This window comes from Stenotrophomonas sp. S4, assembly GCF_054187805.2.
The window spans coordinates 1579845-1596223 of sequence record NZ_CM196188.1; the positions used below are offsets into that span (position 1 = coordinate 1579845).

13 protein-coding genes and 3 tRNA genes are annotated in these 16379 nt (G+C 64.9%); 13 read left to right on the forward strand and 3 right to left on the reverse strand.

All coding sequences use genetic code 11. From position 1 onward, the window contains the following. The first annotated feature begins 97 nt into the window (after positions 1–97). From ACUZUJ_RS07230 to ACUZUJ_RS07270, 9 genes are all read left to right on the forward strand, one after another. Entirely contained in the window at positions 98–3298 is a 3201-nt protein-coding gene (locus ACUZUJ_RS07230; protein ID WP_049446001.1) for a TonB-dependent receptor, read from the forward strand. 253 nt (positions 3299–3551) lie between these two features. Further along, positions 3552–4940: a nucleotide 5'-monophosphate nucleosidase PpnN gene (gene ppnN, locus ACUZUJ_RS07235; protein ID WP_014036604.1), complete on the forward strand. Its 1389-nt coding sequence runs from the start codon at positions 3552–3554 to the stop codon at positions 4938–4940. Positions 4941–5101: 161 nt separating this feature from the next. Beyond that, the gene (locus tag ACUZUJ_RS07240) at positions 5102–5617 is read left to right on the forward strand and encodes a pilus assembly FimT family protein (protein WP_014036605.1); all 516 of its coding nucleotides are present in this window, start codon (positions 5102–5104) and stop codon (positions 5615–5617) included. After that, the gene (gene pilV, locus ACUZUJ_RS07245) at positions 5614–6111 is read left to right on the forward strand and encodes a type IV pilus modification protein PilV (protein WP_014036606.1); all 498 of its coding nucleotides are present in this window, start codon (positions 5614–5616) and stop codon (positions 6109–6111) included. Before ACUZUJ_RS07240 ends, pilV begins: the two co-directional genes overlap by 4 nt. An 8-nt stretch (positions 6112–6119) precedes the next feature. After that, the gene (locus ACUZUJ_RS07250) at positions 6120–7277 is read left to right on the forward strand and encodes a PilW family protein (protein WP_049446004.1); all 1158 of its coding nucleotides are present in this window, start codon (positions 6120–6122) and stop codon (positions 7275–7277) included. A gap of 5 nt (positions 7278–7282) precedes the next feature. Beyond that, on the forward strand, positions 7283–7804 hold the full coding sequence (locus tag ACUZUJ_RS07255; RefSeq protein WP_049446006.1) for a pilus assembly PilX family protein: 522 nt from the start codon (positions 7283–7285) through the stop codon (positions 7802–7804). 13 nt (positions 7805–7817) lie between these two features. Beyond that, positions 7818–11573 carry a pilus assembly protein gene (locus ACUZUJ_RS07260; protein ID WP_049446008.1) on the forward strand — a complete coding sequence of 1252 codons (3756 nt, stop codon included), beginning with the start codon at positions 7818–7820 and terminating at the stop codon, positions 11571–11573. A 23-nt stretch (positions 11574–11596) separates the two neighbouring features. Next, positions 11597–12004: a type IV pilin protein gene (locus ACUZUJ_RS07265; RefSeq protein WP_014036610.1), complete on the forward strand. Its 408-nt coding sequence runs from the start codon at positions 11597–11599 to the stop codon at positions 12002–12004. A gap of 47 nt (positions 12005–12051) precedes the next feature. Beyond that, a tRNA-Asn gene (locus ACUZUJ_RS07270) sits at positions 12052–12128 on the forward strand. 52 nt (positions 12129–12180) lie between these two features. On the opposite strand, the gene ACUZUJ_RS07275 is transcribed toward ACUZUJ_RS07270, so the two are convergent. Beyond that, a complete protein-coding gene (locus ACUZUJ_RS07275; RefSeq protein WP_235434946.1) occupies positions 12181–12675 on the reverse strand; it encodes a GspH/FimT family pseudopilin in 495 nt (164 codons plus the stop codon). A gap of 179 nt (positions 12676–12854) precedes the next feature. On the opposite strand from ACUZUJ_RS07275, the gene uvrB reads away from it, so the two are divergent. The 3 genes from uvrB to ACUZUJ_RS07290 all read left to right on the forward strand — a co-directional run bounded on the left by uvrB (position 12855) and on the right by ACUZUJ_RS07290 (position 15233). Further along, entirely contained in the window at positions 12855–14879 is a 2025-nt protein-coding gene (gene uvrB, locus ACUZUJ_RS07280; RefSeq protein ID WP_049446011.1) for an excinuclease ABC subunit UvrB, read from the forward strand. A 106-nt stretch (positions 14880–14985) separates the two neighbouring features. After that, a tRNA-Val gene (locus ACUZUJ_RS07285) sits at positions 14986–15060 on the forward strand. A gap of 98 nt (positions 15061–15158) precedes the next feature. Beyond that, positions 15159–15233: transfer RNA gene (locus ACUZUJ_RS07290), tRNA-Val, on the forward strand. A 131-nt stretch (positions 15234–15364) separates the two neighbouring features. Here ACUZUJ_RS07290 and ACUZUJ_RS07295 read toward each other — a convergent pair. Beyond that, entirely contained in the window at positions 15365–15667 is a 303-nt protein-coding gene (locus ACUZUJ_RS07295) for a hypothetical protein (protein WP_197586696.1), read from the reverse strand. A gap of 182 nt (positions 15668–15849) precedes the next feature. On the opposite strand from ACUZUJ_RS07295, the gene ACUZUJ_RS07300 reads away from it, so the two are divergent. Continuing rightward, a complete protein-coding gene (locus tag ACUZUJ_RS07300) occupies positions 15850–15990 on the forward strand; it encodes a hypothetical protein (RefSeq protein ID WP_162838510.1) in 141 nt (46 codons plus the stop codon). Between the two features lie 87 nt (positions 15991–16077). On the opposite strand, the gene ACUZUJ_RS07305 is transcribed toward ACUZUJ_RS07300, so the two are convergent. Beyond that, a complete protein-coding gene (locus ACUZUJ_RS07305) occupies positions 16078–16362 on the reverse strand; it encodes a hypothetical protein (RefSeq protein WP_014036615.1) in 285 nt (94 codons plus the stop codon). Positions 16363–16379 lie beyond the last annotated feature (17 nt).

A 16379-nucleotide genomic window follows, 5' to 3' on the forward strand; every position in this document is an offset into this window, starting at 1 on the left:
TCTCCGACCAGCCACCCGCAGGGCTGATTGGATGCGCTTTTTTTCCGCCATCGCCAACTCGCATCGAGGCTACCGAAAAATGACCCACCCACTCCGGATGTCCAAGCTTACCCTTGGTCTCGTGGCTGCACTTGCTGCCGCTCCCGCCTTCGCCCAGACCACCACTGCCGGTGTCGGCGGCCAGGTCGTGACCAGCGGCGGCCAGCCCGTCGCCGGTGCTGAAGTCACCATCACCCACACCGAGTCGGGCACCGTGTCGCGCGCCACGACCGACGCGGCGGGTCGCTACAACGCGCGCGGCCTGCGCGTGGGTGGTCCGTACACCATCACCATCACCAAGCCGGGTGAAGGCACCAAGACCGAAGATGGCGTCTACCTGGGCGTGAACCAGACCGGCACCATCAATGCCATCCTGACCGGCGACATGGCCAAGGCCACCAACCTGGACACCGTGCAGGTCACCGCCGTCGGCGGCGGCTCGGAAGTGTTCAGCGCCACCAAGATGGGCTCGGGCACCAACATCAGCCAGGAGCAGATCGAGATTGCGCCGTCCATCGGCGGCAACATCCAGGATCTGATGCGCCTGGACCCGCGCGTGACCTTCATCGACCGCGCATCGGGCTCGATCTCGGCCGGTGGCCAGAACCCGCGCTACAACTCGATCAACATCGACGGCGTCTCGGCCAGCGACACCTTCGGCCTGGAAGGCAACAACATGCCGACCCGCCGCCAGCCGGTCGCCATGGAAGCCATCGAAGCGCTGGACATCAACCTGTCCAACTACGACGTCAGCATCGCTGGCGCTGCGGGTGCCACCGTCAATGCGGTGACCAAGTCCGGTACCAATGAATTCCACGGTTCGGTCTACGGCACCTACCGTGACGGTGACTGGTTCGGCAAGAACCCGGAAGGCAAGAAGTTCAACGGTTTCAACGACGAAAAGACCTACGGCATGACCCTGGGCGGCCCGATCGTCAAGGACAAGCTGTTCTTCTTCGCCAACTACGAGAAGTTCAAGCAGTCCGCGCCGGGCGCCGACCTGTCCAGCACTGCGCTGGGCAAGGCCAATGCTGACTACAGCATGGCTGACGTGACCCGTGCCCAGGAAATCGCCAAGGGCTATGGCTTCGATGCCGGCGGTATCGAAAGCAACGGCAACACCGATCTGGAAGAGTACGCACTGAAGCTCGACTGGAACATCAACGAGAACCACCGCGCCAACATCCGTTACAGCAAGCTCGAGCAGAGCAAGCTGCGCATCAACGGCATGGGTTCGACCTCGCAGGCGTCGCTGAGCTCGTACTGGTACCAGCACGTCAAGACCAACGAGAGCTACGTCGCCCAGGTCTTCAGCGACTGGTCCGACACCTTCTCGACCGAGCTGAAGGCTTCGTACCGCGAGTACTCGGCCGTCCGCCAGGTGCCGACCAATGCCCCGAGCATCCGCATCTACTTCCCGCGCGGCGGCGATGTGACCACGCCGGAAGGCGACTCGCTGTTCCTGGGTACCGAGACCAACTCGCAGAACAACGTGCTGGAAACCAAGGCGTGGAACTACTACGCCGCCGGTACGCTGACCCTGGGTAACCACGACCTGAAGTTCGGTGGTTCGTACGACACCAACGATGTCTACAACTACTACGGCGCTGGCTCGTGGGGTGCTTACACCTTCTACGGCCTGGACAATTTTGCCAAGGGTCAGTGGCAGACCTACCAGCTGAACAAGGAAAAGAGCGCGAACTCGATCGCGGCTGACTACAAGTACAGCAATCTTGCCCTGTTCGTGCAGGACACCTGGTACGTCAACAGCAACCTGACCCTGACCATGGGCCTGCGCGGCGACCGTCCGAAGGTGAGCCCGGCGCCGGCGTACAACCAGAAGGCGCAGACTGTCTTCGGTTATGACAACAGTGCGGTGTTCCCGAGCAAGTTCCTGATCCAGCCGCGCTTCGGCTTCAACTACACCTTCGACACCGAGCGCCCGACCCAGCTGCGCGGCGGCATCGGCCTGTTCCAGGGTGATGCGCCGCAGGTGTGGATCAGCAACAGCTACTCCACCACCGGCTTCAACTACGACTCGTACAACATCAGCCGCTACAACGGTCAGAAGTTCAATCCGGACAAGGACAACCAGCCGGTCCCGACCACCCCGGGCAGTGCGCTGCAGAACGTCAACTTCGTCGGTCGCGACTTCAAGCTGCCGTCGCTGTACAAGGCCAACCTGGCCTTCGATCACGAGCTGCCGTGGTACGGCATGGTCGCCTCGGCCGAGCTGCTGGTGACCAAGGTCAAGGATGGCCTGTACTACCAGCACCTGAACCTGGGCAAGGGCCGTCAGGTCGGTGCCGATGGTCGCGTGAACTACTACGTGCCTTCGGCTGACGGCAGGGCGTGGGGCACCAACGATGCGCGCAATGGTTATGCCGCACAGGGCTTCAACAACGTCTACCTGATCGACAACACCGACCAGGGTCGTACCTCGCAGTTCACCGTCTCGCTGAGCAAGCCGTGGAGCGCCAGCAGCGACTGGTCCTGGAACCTGGGCTACACCTACACCGATGCCAAGGAAGTGGGCAGCCTGACCAGCTCCACCGCCAGCTCGGGCTGGGGCTACCAGTACGCCTTCAATGCCAACGAGGAAATGCTGAACACCTCGCGCTACCAGATCCGCGACCGCCTGTCGGGCTCGCTGAACTGGAAGCACAAGTTCTTCGGCGACTACGAGACCAAGGTGGGTCTGGTGTACGAAGGCCGCAGCGGCCGTCCGTACAGCTACATCTATGTGAACGACGCCAACGGCGACGGCCGTTCGGGCAACGACCTGTTCTACGTGCCGCGTCGCGGCGAGGTCCTGTTCGGCACCCTGTCCAACGCCGGCAAGTTCACCGCCGATGCGGCGATGGAGAAGTCGTTCTTCGACTGGCTGGCGGCCAACCCGCAGCTGGCCAAGTACGAAGGCCAGGTGGCTCCGGCCAACCAGTTCCGTACCGGCTGGATCAACACCTTCGACATCCGCATCAGCCAGCAGCTGCCGGGCTTCATGAAGGGCCACAAGTCGGAGATCTGGCTGGACATCCAGAACGTCGGCAACATGCTCAACAAGAAGTGGGGCAACATCTACGACTACGGCTTCTACGCCAACGCTCGTGTTGCCAGCCTGCAGGGCCTGTACAACGGCAAGTACGTCTACAACTACCGTGGCGCGGACCTGCCGAGCGTCGCCAACTCGGATGCTGACGGCTTCGACGTCGGTGTGTCGCAGTGGTCGATGCAGCTGGGCTTCCGCTACCAGTTCTGATGCACTGACGTAGCTGTGCTGTAAACGGAAACGGCCGGGGAAACCCGGCCGTTTCCCGTTCAGGCGAAAGTCCTTGCAGGGTGCAAGGCAAGGGCGTAGCATCCAGAAATGTGCGCGGCGCCAACGCCGCCGATGCGGTCCCGGAAAGGCGAACGCGGGAAGCACATATCCAACGGTCGGGCTTCCCGGCCGTTTTGCTTTTTAAGGGGGCGGCAGTACAGTCGGAAACCTTGAAGGAAGCGAAAAATTGGACATGACCACGAACGAAAAATCGGCCCGTGCACTGCCGGTGCAGGATGCGCGGATCTACCCGCGCGGTGGGCTGGATGTGCTCTCGCGGGCCGAGGTGGCACGCCTGCGCGATGCCTCCGCGGGCGGCATGCATGAGCTGCTGCGTCGCTGCGCGCTGGCCGTGCTGACCAGCGGCAGCGCCTCGGACGATCCGCGCGCCGCGCGCGATCTCTACCCTGATTTCGACATCCAGGTGGCGCAGCAGGATCGCGGCGTGCGCATCGACCTGGTCAACGCACCGGCGATGGCCTTTGTCGACGGCGAGATCATCCGCGGCGTCGCCGAGCTGCTGTTCGCCGTCGTGCGCGATCTGGCCTACATGGCCATCGAGATGGGCCCGGCCTACGCCGCCGAGCTGGAGTCGTCCGAGGGCATCACCAATGCGGTGTTCGGCCTGCTGCGCAACGCCCGCATCCTCAACCCGGGTGATCCGAACCTGGTGGTGTGCTGGGGCGGCCACTCGATCTCGCGCGATGAGTACCTGTATACCAAGCAGGTCGGCTACGAGCTGGGCCTGCGCGGCCTGGACATCTGCACCGGCTGCGGCCCGGGCGCAATGAAGGGCCCGATGAAGGGCGCCACCATCGCCCATGCCAAGCAGCGCCGTACCGTGACACGCTACATCGGCCTGACCGAGCCGGGCATCATCGCCGCCGAGTCGCCGAACCCGATCGTCAACCACCTGGTGATCATGCCGGACATCGAGAAGCGCCTTGAGGCCTTCGTCCGCATCGGCCACGGCATCATCGTGTTCGCCGGTGGCGTCGGTACCGCCGAAGAGATCCTGTACCTGCTCGGCATCCTGCTGCGCGAGGAGAACAAGGACCTGCCGTTCCCGCTGATCCTGACCGGCCCGACCGTGGCCGCGCCGTACTTCGAGCAGATCGATCGCTTCATCCGCCTGACCCTGGGCGATGAGGCTGCCGAGCGCTACGAGATCATCATCGGTGACCCGGTGGCGGTGGCCAAGAAGATGGCCAACGGCATCAAGCGCGTGCGCGAGCACCGCCTGGCGCAGAAGGATTCGTTCTTCTTCAACTGGTCGATCGAGATCCCGTGGGAGTACCAGCAACCGTTCGTGCCGACCCACGAGGCGATGGCGGCGCTGGACCTGCATCACGGGCGTGCCCCGCACGCGCTGGCGGCCGACCTGCGCCGGGCGTTCTCGGGCATCGTGGCCGGTAACGTGAAGGAAGACGGTATGCGCCGCATCGAGCAGTTCGGGCCGTTCCAGATCCACGGTGACCCGGACATGATGCAGGCGCTGGATGCGCTGCTGCGCGCCTTCGTCGAGCAGCGCCGGATGAAGATCTCCGGCGAATACCAGCCCTGCTACCAGGTGCTGGCCTGAATCCGGGCCGGCGCGATGGGGATCGCGCCGGCACTGGCAGGGGAGGGCGGGTCGTCAAGCCTTTGACGCCCGTCGCCCCGGATTGACCGTTCATCCTGCCGCCGCTTGCCGGTGGCGGGGCGATGGCCCATCGTGGCCACCAACACGCTGGGGAGCGTCCAATGTCTTTGCGCCGGCAAAACGGTTTCACGCTGGTTGAACTGATGGTCACGCTGGCCGTCTTCGTGATCCTGGCGTCGATCGCCTATCCGAGCTTCCGCGGGATGATCCGCTCGAACCGGCTGGCGACCGCCAACAATGAACTGATCGCGCTGGCCAACCTGGCCCGCAGTGAAGGCATCCGCAACAGCAACGGTGGCGGTGTCTGTGGCAGCGCCGATGGCAAGGCCTGTGATGGCGACTGGTCCAAGGGCGTACTGGCCTGGTCGGACCTCGATGGCGACGGCCAGATGGGCAGTAATGATGTCGCGCTGCGCTTTTCGCAGGGCAACCCGCAGCTCAGCGTGGTGGGTCCGCCGGGTGCGGTCATCGCCTTCGACGGGCGCGGCCGGCGCCGGGCGGTTGCTGACCAGACGCTGGTGCTGTCGCCGGATGCGTGCAAGGCCGGTGAATCGAAAAGCACGCTGACGATCAACCAATCCGGCCAGGTCCGGGTGACCAAGGGAACCTGCTCATGAGCCGCCGCAACCTGGCCCGCCCACGGTCTTCACAGGGCGGCTTCAGCCTGATCGAAGTGATGGTGGCGGTGCTGATCCTGGCATTCGGGCTGCTGGGCTTTGCCCTGCTGCAGACCACCAACGTCCGCTTCGTGCAGAGCGCGAATTACCGTACCCAGGCCACCAACCTGGCCAACGACCTGATCGAGCTGATGCGCGCCCAGCGCACCGACACCCTGGCCGGTGGCGCCTATTCCTCGGCCTCGTTCTCGGCCGGCTCGGTGAAGCCCAGCGGCGCCTGTTCCTGGCCGACCGGCGCCGCCGTGACGCCGAAGACGAACGTGGCGCGCTGGCAGTGCGAGGTCGCGCGGACGCTCGGTGAAAAGGCCAGCGCACAGGTGACCTTCGTGCAGAGCACCGGCCAGGTCACCGTGGCCATCAGCTGGGGGGACCAGCGCTGGGATCCCAAGGATCCCGACAGCCTTACCACCTTCGGCCTGACGACCTTCCTGTGAACGCGCCCATGAGTCCAATTTCGCGAGCCCGAGGCCTGTCGCTGATCGAGCTGATGATCGCCATGGTCATCGGCCTGGTCCTGATGCTGGGCGTCACCCAGATATTCATCGCCTCGCGTGCGGCGTCACGCCTGTCCGAAGGCGCGGCCCGCACCCAGGAGAACGCGCGCTTCGCGCTGGATTTCCTGCAGCGTGACCTGCGCATGGCCGGCCATTTCGGTTGCGTCAACGACCAGGCCCACGTGGTCAAGAACACCGGCGATGTCGGCTACCACCTGGGCATCAGCTCGGGCAGTGGCGACCCGCAGGATTTCTCGGTTCCCGTGCAGGGATACGAGGCTGCAGGTACGGCGCCGGGCGCCACGCTGACGCTGGGCCGTGCGTGGAGTGCGGCGCAGTCGGTTCCGAAGAGCATTGCCAACCTCAAGCCGGCACCATTGCCGGGCAGCGACATCCTGGTGCTGCGCCTGATGAGTCCGGAAGGGGCCGTCGTCACCGGCATATCCGTGGCCGCGGGCGCGACTACCCTGACCGTCTCCAGTGATGGCATGGCCCGACTGAAGGCCAATGCCGCAGGCACGCCGACGGTCTTCGGCGTGGCCGACTGCACCCGTGCGGACGTATTCCCCGCCACCATCACCGGTTCGACGGTGAAGGTCGACAAGGTCGACCTGAGCAACTATTCGGTCAACAACGCGATGACCATGCTGTATCGCGCCGATGGCATGGCGTACTACATCGCGACCAATCCCAATGGCGAGCCGGCGCTTTACCGGGCACGCGCCAATGGCGCCGGCGGCTACGCCGATGGCGAGGAGCTGGTGGAAGGCATCGAGAACATGCAGTTCCTGTACGGCCTGGATGCCACCACGAACATTGCCCTGCCCACGCCGCCGACCGGTCGCATCGTCGACCAGCGCGTGGCCAGTGCGGTCAGCACCGGCACCGATGCGACCGCCGCAGGGCAGTGGCGCCGCGTCGGCATGGTGCAGGTGGGCCTGCTGGCGCGCAGTCCGCAGCGTGCGTCGGCCGAAGCGCCGGGCAGCGCGGCCACCTATCCGGCCATCCTGGGGGTGGGTTTTGCCCCGGCCGATCCTTACGACCAGCGCCATCGTGGCGCCTATGAAGCGTCCGTTGCGCTGCGCAACCGCTTGTTCGGGAACTGACGACCATGCGCACTCATCCTTCCTCCAGGCGCCGTCCCTTCGTTGCCCAGGCACGGCAGCAGGGCGCCGTGCTCTACGTCGCGCTGATCATGCTGGTGCTGCTGGCCCTGCTGGGCGTGATCGGCATGCAGGTGGCCGGCATGCAGGAGCGCATGGCGGCCGGCTACCGGGCGACCAACATGGCGTTCCAGAACGCCGAAGGTGCGGCGCGCAGCGCCGAGAACGCGGTGGAGAACATCGCCAACCGGAAGGATGCCGGTACCAATCCGGCCGTAACGTCCGCCGACATCAGCCAGCAGTGCGATGACGGCTTCGATCCTTCGGGGTGGGTCGCGAAAACCAAGCTGGGCAGCAAGCCGGCGATCTATGTCCGTGAAATCCAGGGCTGCATCCAGGGGGAGGGTGCGCTGGACATGGGCAAGTCGGTGGAGAAGCCAACGCCGGTCTACCAGATCACGACGTATGCCGGTGATACCACCAGTGATGCGACGTCGCGTGCGGCGATCGATACCGTATTCAAGCTGTGAGGGTGGGGAGCCCATGAACACTCGCAACCGCAGGATCCTGGCAGGCGTTGGCCTTGCCGTCTTGGCCGCTGGCGGCTATCTGGCGCATACCCTGTTTGCCGCACAGGCGCAGGGCGTGCTGGCGCAGGAGCCGATGAACGTGCAGACGCGCGCGACACCGGCGTTCATCATGGCGGTGGACGATTCGGGTTCGATGAACTTCGAGCGCATGTTCCCCGGTGGTGACGGCCGCATGCGCTGGAATTCCAGCAACGGCAGCTTCTTCAACAACGATGGAAGCTTCTTCAGCGTGGGTACGGCGTGCGCCAACAACTCGGTGGACTGCTATCTCTACCTGTACCCGCACGCGGATTTCAACAAGGAGTATTCGCCGGGTCGCGCCATTCCGCCGCTGGACATCTACGGCTTCGCCCGTTCGCATGTCTACAACGCCAGCTACTTCAACCCGGACGTGACCTACCGCCCGTGGACCAATGCCGATGGCACGCTCTGGGCTGACGCGGTGCTCACCCAGACCCGCGCCGATCCGCGTTCGGGCCAGCGCGGTTACAACGCCGTGTACAACATGACGACCGACCGTTCCACGACGGCGGAGCAGTTCCAGTTCGTCAGCGGCATGCGGATTCCCGACCTGTCCGGCACCGGTAACTCCTATTACACCGGCCGTGGCTGGAGTACGGCGGCGATCAGCAACACCGGCAACACCACCTATGCGGTGACCTATTTCCCGGCCACGTTCTACCTGCCAGCGGCGGCGCCGGCACCGGCGGGCTACAAGACCGACAATGCCAGCCGGCCGCTGATCGCAGGGGCATGTGGCCCCGGCTGCGACATGCGCCGCTACCAGATCAAGTCGGGCAACTATTCAAGTTCCGCGGCCTACAACGCCGCGATCCAGAACTTTGCCAACTGGTTCCAGTACCACCGCAACCGTGTGCTGGCGATCGTCGGTTCGTCGACGGCCGCGCTGGTCAGCGTGGACACGATGCGCGTGGGCTACTTCACCATCAACAAGCTCAGCAACGCGACCATGTACGACATGGTCACCAACCGTGCTGATCTGTACTCGCAGATCTACGGGTTGACCGCCAGTGGCGGCACGCCCAATCGTCGCGCCGTGGAGTACCTGGTGGACCAGTTCCGCCGTACCGATAGCGGCGCGCCGGTCCAGCTGGCCTGCCAGCGCAACGGCGGCATGCTGTTCACCGACGGCTACACCAACTCCGGCAACACGGCGAACAGCGGTTTCGGTGATGCCGATTCGGTGAACTCGACCCATCTGCCGTCCATTCCGTTCGCCGATGGCTACAGCAATACCATCGCCGACATCGCGGCGGCGGCCTATGCCGGTTCCCGCACGCCCCTGCGTACCGGGACCAGCTTCCCGGCCGGGCAGGTGCCGGTCAGTGACAAGTGCAATTCGCTGGACAAGAGCAGCCCGGACTGGAAGCGCCTGGACTGCCAGACCGACCTGCACATGAATTTCTACGGCGTGACCCTGGGCGCGCAGGGCAAGATCTATGGCGTCAACCAGGCAGCGACCGACGATCCCTACAAGAACCCGCCGAACTGGGCCGGCAACGGCAACCCGATCAATGTCGATGACGGTACCGTCATCGATGAACTGTGGCACGCGGCCGTGAACAGCCGTGGCGAATTCATCAACGCACAGACCCCGGCAGATGTCACTGAGGCCATGCGCCGGGTGCTGTCTTCGATCACCGGTGGTGCATCGCCGTCGGGAACGATCGGCATCAGTGGTGCGCGCATCGGCACCGGCTCGCTGGCGGTGACCCCGCGCTATGACATCACCAACAGTGGCACCGACTGGTCGAGCAAGCTGACCGCATCCAGCGTCAAGGTCAACGCCGACCAGGTGGCGGAACTCACCGAGGTGTGGGAAGCCTCCAGCCGCCTGACATCGTCCGGTCGCCGGATCGTGGCCAACAAGCTGGGTTCGCCGGTGGACTTCAACAGCGCCCGCATCAGCCTGCAGGATCTGTGCAGCAAGCCCAGCGGCAAGTACGCGACGATGCTGGTCTGTTCCAGCGACAAGCTGACGACGATCAAGGCCGACCTGGCCAGCGCCATCAACTATCTCAGTGCCGACAGCTCGACCGAAGTCCGCAACGGCGGCAAGTACCGCGACCGGACCACGCCGCTGGGTGACATCGTCAATTCGGCGCCGGTGGTGAGCTCGCCGCTGGACGACTACGGTTACCGCCAGCTCGGTGGCACCTACGCCAAGAGCTATACGGACTACCTGGCCACCAAGGCCAAGTCGCAGCGGTACATGGTGTATGTCGGTGCCAACGACGGCATGCTGCATGCCTTCGATGGCGGCATGAAGGCTGATGCCAAGCAGGATGGCACGGGTGGCAAGGAGAGCTTTGCCTACATCCCGGCTACCGCGCTGGGCCATATGGCCAACCTGCTGTTCCCCTATAAGTCCGACACCGCCGATCAGACGTTCCGTCATCGCTATTACGTCGATGGCCCGGTTGCCGTGTCCGATACCTTCAATGGCAGCAGCTGGCAGACCAGCCTGGTGGGTACCACCGGTGCCGGTGGCCGTTCGGTGTTCGCACTGGACGTCACCACGCCGGACAGCTTCGGCACCGGCAACGTGTTGTGGGAAATCAGCGACATCAACTCGTCGCTGAGGGACGAGGTACGCAACAACATCGGCTTCGTGCTGGGCAAGCCGGTCATCGTGCCGGTGAAGAGTGGTACCGGCGTGGCCTGGAAGGCGATCTTCGGCAATGGCTACGGCAGCGCCAACGGCAAGGCGGTGCTGTTCGTGGTCGATATGGCCACCGGCGACATCCGGATGATCGAAGCGGTCGAGGGCACCTCAGGCGCCGGCATCTCCGGGGACAATGGATTGGGCAATGTGGTCGTGGTCGATCGCTGGACCGGCGCGAGCCAGGATGCGCGCGGCCGTGATGGACTGGCCGACACCGTCTATGCAGCCGATCAGCGTGGCGCGGTGTGGAAGTTCGACCTGACCAGCAGTGCGAATACCACGCTGACCGTGCCGATGTTCACCAGCCAGGCGGCCCAGGACTCCTCCAACAAGACCTACCGCCAGCCGATCACCGGTGGCATGACCGCCGCGACCGGGCCCTCCGGTGGCGTGATGCTGTATTTCGGCACCGGCAGCTTCTCGTTCACCAGCGACAAGGATGACAAGGCGCAGCAGGCGCTGTATGCCGTGAACGATCTGTCGGGCAAGACGGTGACCTCGACGGTGACCGCTGCCAACCTGGTTCCGTACACGGCAGCAGCCGCCGCTGCAGGGGCCGATGAGCGCAAGATCACGGCGGGTGCGGCTCCAGCCAATGCGCGCGGCTGGATGATCCAGCTGCCTGCCGGCAATGGCGAGCGCGCGGTTGGCAATCCGACCCTGGTCAGTGGCATCGTTTTCATGCCGACCTATGTGCCCAACATGGAAACGGTCGGCTGTTCGACCAGTGGCTCGAACTGGTTGTTCGGACTGTCGTCGATCAGCGGCCTGCCGATGCTGGAGAACGTCCGCTACGGCTCGCCGGCCGGTAGCCAGCCCGGATCAGGGACCGCGGCGATCGCGTTGAAGACCGGGGGAACCGCGCCGGTGCGTGACGTCTCGTTGTCCGTGCTGCCACGTCCGACGGAAAACAAGGGGCCGCCCGGAGGCAGCACCTGCTGGATGGCCGTCGGTGCGGCGGGCAGCCAGTCGCTGTATCTGCCTTACCCGTGCGGTCGCCAGTCCTGGCGCCAGCTCCAGTAACCCCAGTGCGAGGATCCACGCTCATGTTGCACACTCCCATGCCTCGCCGCGCGGCTGGCTTCACGCTGATTGAGTTGATGATCGTGGTGATCGTCATCGGCATTCTGGCGGCGATCGCCATTCCGTCCTATCAGGAGTACGTGCGCCGATCGCATCGTGCGGTGGTGAAGGCGGACCTGGCCGAGTACGCGCAGCGTGCCGAGCGCTACCACACCAGCAACAACTCCTACACCGGCTACGCGCTGCCGACCAAGGTGTCGCCGCGTGATGGCGGTACCGTGCGCTACAACCTGGACTACAAGGGGGATGGCACCAGCTTCACCATCACCGCCACCCCGCAGGGCACGCAGGCCAAGGACAGCTGCGGCACGATGAGCGTGGACCAGGCCAACCGCAAGACGGCTGACGGCGGCGTTGCCAGCTGCTGGTGAAACAGGTGTTGATCTTCCTGTAATCGACCAGTACAATGCGCCTCCCCGCCCGAATAGCTCAGCCGGTTAGAGCACTTGACTGTTAATCAGGGGGTCGTTGGTTCGAGTCCAACTTCGGGCGCCAGATACTGCAAAAGCCGCGAGAAATCGCGGCTTTTGCTTTTCTGCGAGAGCATTCAGCAGGGTGTATCGCGGTCCACGCGCTCACTGCGGGCGCGGCCGCCATTGTTGACGATCAGCGCACCGTGCAGCCGGTTGCCTGCGCAGATGCGCAGGGTCAGGTTGGCCCCCGGGCTGCGTCCATCTGCCTGGAAGAACAGCTGCGGGCGCCCACTGCTGGCCTGGGCATGGATCGAGACGTCCGAGCGCCCAGTGTGATGGCTCAGGATCACCTCCGACGACGCCGGCTCCCCGCGCCGGTCGCCACTGCGGTAGATGATCCAGCCTGCGCTCCAGTCGTCGCTGCAGCGCAGGCCGTCGACACTGGCGCAGAGGCCGATCAGCTCACGCCTGCGCACTGCCTCGCTGCGCGCGCTGGACAGGCTCGCGTGCAGGGTCAGCTGCAGTGCATCGGCGCGTTGCCGCAGCAGCAGGGGCTGCAGCGCCGGCCAGGACGCGGCCAGCAGCACCGCCAGCACGGCGATGACCACCAGCAGTTCAGTCAGGTGCACGCCCCGCGCTGAGCGGGGGCCGAGGGGGCAGGGGGTGTAGGTCGGGTGCATGCATCCAGCCTCCGCGCCGGGCTGCGCGACCGCCATCGGGAATCCCCGTGGCGGGCTGCCCGGCGACCCCTCAGCCAGCCATCACCCCTTGCCCCGTATACTCATCCTTCCCGGGAACTGGCAACACCATGAGCGACAGTTTTGAACTTGTCTCGCCGTATTCGCCGGCGGGCGACCAGCCCGATGCCATCGCGAAGCTGACCAGCAACTTCGAGGCCGGCATCGCCAAGCAGACCCTGCTCGGCGTGACCGGCTCGGGCAAGACCTACACCATCGCCAACGTCATCCAGAACGTGCAGAAGCCGACGCTGATCATGGCGCCGAACAAGACGCTGGCGGCGCAGCTGTATGGCGAGTTCAAGGCGTTCTTCCCGCACAACGCGGTGGAGTATTTCGTCAGCTACTACGACTACTACCAGCCGGAAGCCTACGTGCCGTCGTCGGACACCTTCATCGAGAAGGACAGTTCGATCAACGAGCACATCGAGCAGATGCGCCTGGCCGCGACCAAGACCCTGCTGTCGCGCCCGGATGCGATCGTGGTGGCGACGGTGTCGGCGATCTATGGCCTGGGTGCACCGGAAGACTACCTGTCGCTGCGCCTGATCCTGTCCAGGGGCGAGCGCATCGACCAGCGCGACCTGATCAATCACCTGACCCAGCTGCAGTACACACGTAACGAGTACGAGCTGCAGCGCGGTACCTTCCGCGTGCGCGGCGAAGTGATCGACGTGTTCCCGGCCGAGTCGGACAGCGAAGCACTGCGCCTCGAACTGTTCGATGGCGAGGTCGAGAAGATCACCCTGTTCGATCCGTTGACCGGCGAGACGCTGCGCAACATGCAGCGCTTCACGGTCTACCCGAAGACCCACTATGCGACCACGCGTGAGCGCGTGCTGGCGGCGATCGAGACGATCAAGGTGGAGCTGAAGGAACGGCTGGAGCAGCTGTACGCGCAGAACAAGCTGGTGGAGGCGCAGCGCCTGGCCCAGCGCACGCAGTTCGACCTGGAAATGATGGCCGAGGTCGGCTACTGCAACGGCATCGAGAACTACTCACGGCACCTGACCGGCAAGAACGCGGGCGAGCCGCCGCCGACCCTGTTCGACTACCTGCCGGCCGATGCGCTGCTGGTGATCGACGAATCGCATGTGACCATTCCGCAGATCGGCGCCATGTTCAAGGGTGACCGCTCACGCAAGGAGACCCTGGTCGAGTTCGGCTTCCGGCTGCCGTCGGCGCTGGACAATCGTCCGCTGCGTTTCGAGGAATGGGAGGAGCGCTGCCCGCGCGCGATCTACGTGTCTGCCACGCCGGGGCCTTACGAATACCGCGAGGCCGGTGACGAGATCACCGAGCTGGTGGTGCGCCCGACCGGCCTGATCGACCCGGTGGTGGAGATCCGCCCGGTGGGCACCCAGGTCGACGACCTGATGAGCGAGGCCAACGAGCGCATCAAGGCGGGTGACCGCGTGCTGGTCACCACGCTGACCAAGCGCATGGCCGAGAACCTCACCGAATACCTGACCGAGCATGGCATCCGCGTGCGCTACCTGCACTCGGACGTGGACACGGTCGAGCGCGTGGAGATCATCCGCGACCTGCGCCTGGGCAAGTTCGATGTGCTGGTCGGCATCAACCTGCTGCGCGAGGGCCTGGACATGCCCGAGGTATCGCTGGTGGCGATCCTCGACGCCGACAAGGAGGGCTTCCTGCGCTCCACCGGCTCGCTGATCCAGACCATCGGCCGCGCTGCCCGCAACGTGCGTGGCAAGGCGATCCTGTATGCCGACAGGATCACCCGTTCTATGCAGGCGGCAATCGATGAAACCGACCGTCGCCGCGCCAAGCAGGTCGAGTACAACGAAGAACATGGCATCGTGCCGCGCTCGGTGGCGCGCCCGATCGTCGATGTCCTCGAAGGCGCGCGTTCGGATGCCGCGGAAAAGGAATCCAAGAAGGGCAAGGGCAAGGGTCGGGCGGGCGTGGCCGAAGAGGCGGCCGACTATCGTTCGCTGTCGCCGGCGCAGCTTGGGGTCCGTCTCAAGGCGCTGGAACAGCAGATGTACCAGCACGCCAAGGACCTGGAATTCGAGGATGCCGCGCGCGTGCGTGACCAGATCCGGCAGCTGAAGGAAGCCAGCCTGGGCTGAACGCGGCAGTGCAGCATCATCTTCACAAAAGTGTTGCGCTTCCCTGCCGGCATCCGTAATATACGCGGCCTGCACCGACGCAATCGCGGAAATGCAGAAGCAAAACGGGCGGTTAGCTCAGCGGTAGAGCACTACCTTGACATGGTAGGGGTCACAGGTTCGAACCCTGTACCGCCCACCACGAAGTCCTCGCAGGAGGGCTGTCGTGAACTGCAAAGCCCGGCCCTGGCGCCGGGTTTTTACGTAACAAGGCCAGTCTTCGGGCGGCAAGAACAAGATGGGCGGTTAGCTCAGCGGTAGAGCACTACCTTGACATGGTAGGGGTCACAGGTTCGAACCCTGTACCGCCCACCACCTGCTCCCGGCGTTGCCGGTGTAGCGGTGGAAAGGATGAAAGCCGGCCCCGGGGCCGGCTTTTTTCGTTCCGGGGACAGTGCCCCGGCGTTTCCGCGAAGCCGCCTCCCTACCGGTTCAGTGGCGTGAAATCAGCGGGTGATGGTGATCGAACGCTGGATCTGCCAGTGGCCATCGACGCGCTCCCACAGCTGCGCCACACGTACCCGGGCCAGCGCAGCATGAGGGCTGCCGCCGTGGTCGCCTGCCGGTTGCTGGCTGCCCAGGCGCAGCACGCGGTCCTGGCGCAGGTGATAGAGCTGCAGGGGCAGCGCTTCATGCGTGTCCTGCGGGCCCTCGGTGCGCAGGATCTGGCTGCGCAGGGCATCCTCGGTGGGCCCGCTGCCGTTGCCGAACAGGCTGGAGAACAGCAGGATCAGGGCAAGCATCGGCATGGCACGGTGCTCCAGCGGGAAAGTGCATGCAGGCTGGCATGGCCGGCCGGGCACCGCAGCCGGCCTGCGACGAAGGCGGGGATTGCGTCGCCAAAGGCAGGCAGGCGCCGATGAATCCGGGCCGCGCAGGCGTAGACTCGGCGCTACCGCGCAACCGCGCCATCACTGCAAGGAGCTGCCGCATGAGCGATCACGTCCCGGTGTCCAGGCCCAATCCGTTCCTGGAACGCCTGTTCGGCGGCAACATGCTGGAAGGCACGTTCAAGGCAGTGATCTGGGTTGCGATCCTGTGCGCGCTGCTGGCGTGGACCACGCTGCGCTGAGCGACGCTGCCGCGCGGGCTTCTCTGCTGATGCAGTGAATACGGGTGCCGCCGCAAGAGCGCGGCGGCAGTGTCCGTGCGTGTGTCGTCAGGCGCTGAAGGCCTGGCGCAGGCTGCGCAGGGTCGCCTGGCGATGTTCCCGGGCCGTTGGTTCGCCCATCTCCAGCTCCTGCAGGCGCAGTCCGACCAGGGTCATCGACAGCGCATAGCCGCGTGCGGCGTCGGCAACGCGTGACAGGCCCACTGCACGGCGTGCCAGTGCGTTCACGTGTTCAAGGTCGGGCATCAGCCCCAGATAGACGCGCTCGGCGCTGTCCAGGTCGGGCGCGCGCAGGATCGCGTGGGCTTCGGTGGCGGGGGAGACGGAGGCCATGGGGGGTCCTTGTCCGT

Coding starts and splice junctions, on each gene's coding strand:
- ACUZUJ_RS07305 (WP_014036615.1), bottom strand. CDS start 16,362: ATGGCCTCCGTCTCCCCCGCCACCGAAGCCCACGCGATCCTGCGCGCG.
- ACUZUJ_RS07255 (WP_049446006.1), top strand. CDS start 7,283: ATGCGCACTCATCCTTCCTCCAGGCGCCGTCCCTTCGTTGCCCAGGCA.
- ppnN (WP_014036604.1), top strand. CDS start 3,552: ATGACCACGAACGAAAAATCGGCCCGTGCACTGCCGGTGCAGGATGCG.
- ACUZUJ_RS07230 (WP_049446001.1), top strand. CDS start 98: ATGTCCAAGCTTACCCTTGGTCTCGTGGCTGCACTTGCTGCCGCTCCC.
- ACUZUJ_RS07295 (WP_197586696.1), bottom strand. CDS start 15,667: ATGCCGATGCTTGCCCTGATCCTGCTGTTCTCCAGCCTGTTCGGCAAC.
- pilV (WP_014036606.1), top strand. CDS start 5,614: ATGAGCCGCCGCAACCTGGCCCGCCCACGGTCTTCACAGGGCGGCTTC.
- ACUZUJ_RS07250 (WP_049446004.1), top strand. CDS start 6,120: ATGAGTCCAATTTCGCGAGCCCGAGGCCTGTCGCTGATCGAGCTGATG.
- ACUZUJ_RS07265 (WP_014036610.1), top strand. CDS start 11,597: ATGTTGCACACTCCCATGCCTCGCCGCGCGGCTGGCTTCACGCTGATT.
- uvrB (WP_049446011.1), top strand. CDS start 12,855: ATGAGCGACAGTTTTGAACTTGTCTCGCCGTATTCGCCGGCGGGCGAC.
- ACUZUJ_RS07300 (WP_162838510.1), top strand. CDS start 15,850: ATGAGCGATCACGTCCCGGTGTCCAGGCCCAATCCGTTCCTGGAACGC.
- ACUZUJ_RS07240 (WP_014036605.1), top strand. CDS start 5,102: ATGTCTTTGCGCCGGCAAAACGGTTTCACGCTGGTTGAACTGATGGTC.
- ACUZUJ_RS07260 (WP_049446008.1), top strand. CDS start 7,818: ATGAACACTCGCAACCGCAGGATCCTGGCAGGCGTTGGCCTTGCCGTC.